This window comes from Streptomyces sp. Isolate_45 (assembly GCF_024721315.2).
Classification (GTDB): domain Bacteria; phylum Actinomycetota; class Actinomycetes; order Streptomycetales; family Streptomycetaceae; genus Streptomyces.
The window spans coordinates 1-4,428 of the sequence record NZ_JANFAK020000301.1 but is presented as its reverse complement, the minus strand read 5'-3'; the positions used below and the strand labels follow the sequence as shown (position 1 = coordinate 4,428).

At 70.0% G+C, this 4,428-nt stretch carries 4 protein-coding genes; all 4 read right to left on the bottom strand.

Translation table 11 applies throughout. The features are described from left to right. Positions 1–188: 188 nt before the first annotated feature. Positions 189–1,097, bottom strand: a complete 909-nt coding sequence (gene truB, locus NOD94_RS40335) for a tRNA pseudouridine(55) synthase TruB (protein WP_281211223.1) — start codon at positions 1,095–1,097, stop codon at positions 189–191. After that, positions 1,094–1,546 (bottom strand): 30S ribosome-binding factor RbfA, encoded by a 453-nt coding sequence (gene rbfA / locus NOD94_RS40330; RefSeq protein WP_281211222.1) that lies wholly within the window; start codon positions 1,544–1,546, stop codon positions 1,094–1,096. The genes truB and rbfA overlap by 4 nt, the downstream gene beginning before the upstream one ends. Before the next feature lie 36 nt (positions 1,547–1,582). Further along, on the bottom strand, positions 1,583–1,876 hold the full coding sequence (locus NOD94_RS40325; protein ID WP_281211221.1) for a DUF503 domain-containing protein: 294 nt from the start codon (positions 1,874–1,876) through the stop codon (positions 1,583–1,585). A gap of 235 nt (positions 1,877–2,111) precedes the next feature. Beyond that, the coding region (gene infB, locus NOD94_RS40320; protein ID WP_281211220.1) for a translation initiation factor IF-2 at positions 2,112–4,428 on the bottom strand (2,317 nt) is incomplete at its 5' end.

Here is a 4,428-nt window from a genome sequence, read left to right as displayed (position 1 = left end):
CGTGTACACGGCGAGGAGGCTCCGCATCCGCTACCGCGGCCGCGACACCGACCAGGCCCCCTCCTGACAGCCGCCGGGCGGGGGGGGGGGGGGGGGGGGGGGGGGGGGGGGGGCGGGGGGGGGGGCCGGCGGGGGGCCCCCCCCCCCCCCACGTCAACACTCATCCCTCGGGCCTCATCCCTCGGGCCTCAGACGAAGACCGCCAGCGACTTCGCCTTGCCGCCCTTGCTCTCCACGAGCCCGAGCAGCTGCCCCTGCGGCCCGTACACGGCGACCGTGCGGCCGTCCCGGTACTCGTCCGGCATCTCGATCCGCACCCCGTTGCCGAGGAGCGAGGCCCGGCGGGAGTCCAGGTCCCAGCGCGGGAAGGCGGCGGCCGCCGCCTCGCCGATCGGCATGACGGTCAGCTCCTCCTGGAGCTGGTCCAGGGTGCGGGCCTTGTCGAGCTTGTACGGTCCCACCCGCGTGCGCCGCAGCGCCGTCAGGTGTCCGCCCACGCCCAGGTCCGCACCGAGGTCACGGGCGAGCGCGCGGATGTACGTACCGCTGGAGCAGACGACGGAGACGACCAGGTCGACGACCTTCGTGCCGTCCTCGGCCTCCGCCTCCCGCATGTCGTACACCTGGAACGACGAGATGGTCACCGGACGGGCCGGGATCTCGAAGTCCTCGCCGTCGCGGGCGCGCTTGTAGGAGCGCACGCCCTTGATCTTGATGGCGCTGACCTTCGACGGGACCTGCATGATCTCGCCGCTCAGCTTGGCGATGCCCGCGTCCACGCCCTCGCGGGTGACCCCGGAGGCGTCGGTCGACGAGGTGATCTCGCCCTCGGCATCGTCGGTGACGGTGTACTGCCCGAGACGGATCGTCCCGAGGTACTCCTTCTCGGTCAGCGCGAGGTGACCGAGGAGCTTGGTCGCCTTCTCGACGCCGAGGACGAGGACGCCCGTCGCCATCGGGTCGAGGGTGCCGGCGTGGCCGACGCGTCGGGTCCTGGCGATCCCGCGCATCTTGGCGACCACGTCGTGCGAAGTGAAGCCGGACGGCTTGTCGACGATGACAAGGCCGTCCGGAGTCTTCCCTGCTTCGGTGCTCATTCCGCGGCTGCGTCCTCGTCGTCCTCGTCGCCCGGCTTCTTGTACGGGTCGGCATCGCCGGCGTACTTGGCACCGGAGGACACCTCGCGCACCTGGGCGTCGGAGGTGCGCGCCTTTTCGAGGAGGTCCTCGATGGTCTTCGCGTTCTCCGGGAGGGCGTCCGCGACGAAGGTCAGGGTGGGCGTGAACTTGGTTCCCGCCGCCCGGCCGACCGCGGAACGCAGTACGCCCTTGGCGCTCTCCAGACCGGCAGCCGCGCTGGCCCGGTCCTCGTCGTCACCGTAGACCGTGTAGAAGACCGTGGCCTCCCGCAGGTCGCCGGTGACCCTGGTGTCCGTGATGGTCACGTGCGTACCGAGGCGGGGGTCCTTGACGCCGCGCTGCAGCTTCTCGGCCACCACCTCCCGGATGAGGTCCGCCAGCTTCTTCGCCCGCGCATTGTCGGCCACTGGTCCGTCTCCTTCTTCTTTCTTGCAGACAAGCAATCAGTCTTCATCACCGTGGAGGCGCCGTCGTACCGACAGCAGCTCCACTTCAGGACGCGCCGCGACCAGCCTCTCGCAGCGGTCCAGTACGTCCGACACGAAAGCCACGTCGCCACTCACCAGGGCTACCCCGATACGGGCCCTGCGGTGCAGGTCCTGGTCGCCCACCTCGGCCGCGCTCAGCGAGAACTTGCGTTGGAGCTCGGCGACGATGGGCCGGACGACGGAGCGTTTCTCCTTCAGCGAGTGAACGTCGCCGAGGAGCAGATCGAAGGACAGAGTCCCCACGTACATGCAGTTCCGGATGTCCCGCCGGTTCGGGTTCGATGGCCTGCCGGGCCGTCGTCCGGCAGGTACCCGCCGAGCTCGTCCGGCAGGTTCACCCGGCCGTGTGCGGCAGGATCACCGGGTGCTCGGCTGGGTCATCAGAACCGTACACGCAACGGCCGGGGCCGATCGACGGATATTCCGCCGACCGGCCCCGGTGCTACGAACTACGAACTACGAGCCTGTGCGATGTGCCTCGCGCTTACGCGCGGGGCTTCTCGCGCATCTCGTACGTCGCGATGACGTCGTCGATCTTGATGTCGTTGAAGGAGCCGAGGTTGATACCGCCCTCGAAGCCTTCGCGGATCTCGGTGACGTCGTCCTTGAAGCGGCGCAGACCGGAGATGGTGAGGTTCTCGGCGACGACCTTGCCGTCGCGCAGGAGCCGCGCCTTGGTGTTGCGCTTGACCTCGCCGGAGCGGATGAGAACACCCGCGATGTTGCCCAGCTTGGACGAGCGGAAGATCTCGCGGACCTCCGCCGTACCGAGCTCGACCTCTTCGTACTCCGGCTTGAGGAGACCCTTGAGGGCCGCCTCGATCTCCTCGATGGCCTGGTAGATCACCGAGTAGTAGCGGACGTCGACACCCTCGCGGTCCGCCATCTGCGCGGCGCGACCGGCCGCACGGACGTTGTAACCGATGACGATGGCGTCGGAGCCCATCGCCAGCGAGATGTCGGACTCGGTGACCGCACCCACACCGCGGTGCAGGACACGGATGTCGACCTCTTCGCCGACGTCGAGCTGGAGCAGCGAGGACTCGAGGGCCTCGACCGCACCGGACGCGTCGCCCTTGATGATGAGGTTGAGTTCCTGGACCAGACCGGCCTTGAGGACCGAGTCGAGGTCTTCCAGGGACACCCGGCGGACGCGCTTGGCGAAGTTGGCGTTGCGCTCACGCGCAGCACGCTTCTCGGCGATCTGACGGGCGGTGCGGTCCTCGTCGACGACGAGGAAGTTGTCGCCGGCGCCGGGGACGTTGGTGAGACCCAGGACCAGGACGGGGGTCGACGGACCCGCTTCCTCGACGTTGTTGCCCTTGTCGTCGAGCATGGCGCGCACTCGGCCGTAGGCGTCGCCCACGACCATCGTGTCGCCGACGCGGAGGGTACCGCGCTGGACGAGGACGGTGGCGACGGCACCGCGGCCGCGGTCGAGGTGGGACTCGATCGCAATACCCTGAGCGTCCTGCTCCGGGTTGGCGCGCAGGTCGAGCGAGGCGTCGGCGGTGAGGACGACGGCCTCCAGCAGGGAGTCGATGTGCAGACCCTGCTTGGCGGAGATGTCGACGAACATCGTGTCGCCGCCGTACTCCTCGGCGACCAGACCGAACTCGGTGAGCTGACCGCGCACCTTGACCGGGTCGGCACCCTCGACGTCGATCTTGTTGACCGCGACGACGATCGGGACGCCGGCGGCCTTGGCGTGGTTCAGCGCCTCGATCGTCTGCGGCATGACGCCGTCGTTGGCCGCGACCACGAGGATCGCGATGTCGGTCGACTTGGCACCACGGGCACGCATGGCGGTGAACGCCTCGTGACCCGGGGTGTCGATGAAGGTGATCTTGCGCTCTTCACCGTTGACCTCGGTACCGACCTGGTACGCACCGATGTGCTGCGTGATGCCACCGGCCTCGCCCGCAACGACGTTCGTCTTGCGGATGGCGTCGAGCAGTCGGGTCTTACCGTGGTCGACGTGACCCATGACGGTCACGACCGGCGGACGCGGCATGAGGTATTCCTCGCCGCCCTCGTCCTCGCCGAACTCGATGTCGAAGCCCTCGAGGAGCTCGCGGTCCTCTTCCTCCGGGCTGACGATCTGGACGACGTAGTTCATCTCGCCGGCCAGCATTTCGAGCGTCTCGTCGGAGACGGACTGCGTGGCGGTGACCATCTCGCCGAGGTTCATCATCACGGCGACGAGCGACGCCGGGTTGGCGTTGATCTTCTCCGCGAAGTCGGTGAGGGAGGCACCGCGCGACAGGCGCACGGTCTCGCCGCCACCGCGCGGCAGCATCACGCCGCCGACGGACGGGGCCTGCATGGCCTCGTACTCCTGGCGCCTCTGACGCTTGGACTTGCGACCACGACGGGCCGGACCACCGGGGCGACCGAAGGCACCCTGCGTGCCACCACGGGCACCGGGACCACCGGGACGCCCGCCGAAGCCGGGACGACCGCCGCCACCGGCACCGGCAGGACCGCCACCGAAGCCACCGCCGGGACGGGGACCACCGAAGCCGCCACCGCCGCCGGGACGCGAGCCCGGACCGGCCGGACGACCGGCGAAGCCGCCGCCCGCGGGACGACCGGCGCCACCGGGACGGGCACCGCCCGCACCGGGACCACGGCCACCGGGGCCGCCACCGGGACGGGGGCCGGGACCACCGGCAGCGGGACGCTGCGGCATCATGCCCGGGTTGGGACGGTTACCACCGGGAGCACCACCGGGACGCGGGGCGCCGCCCTGCGGACGCGGCATGCCGCCCGGGGTCGGACGGGCGCCGCCGGGGCCGCCC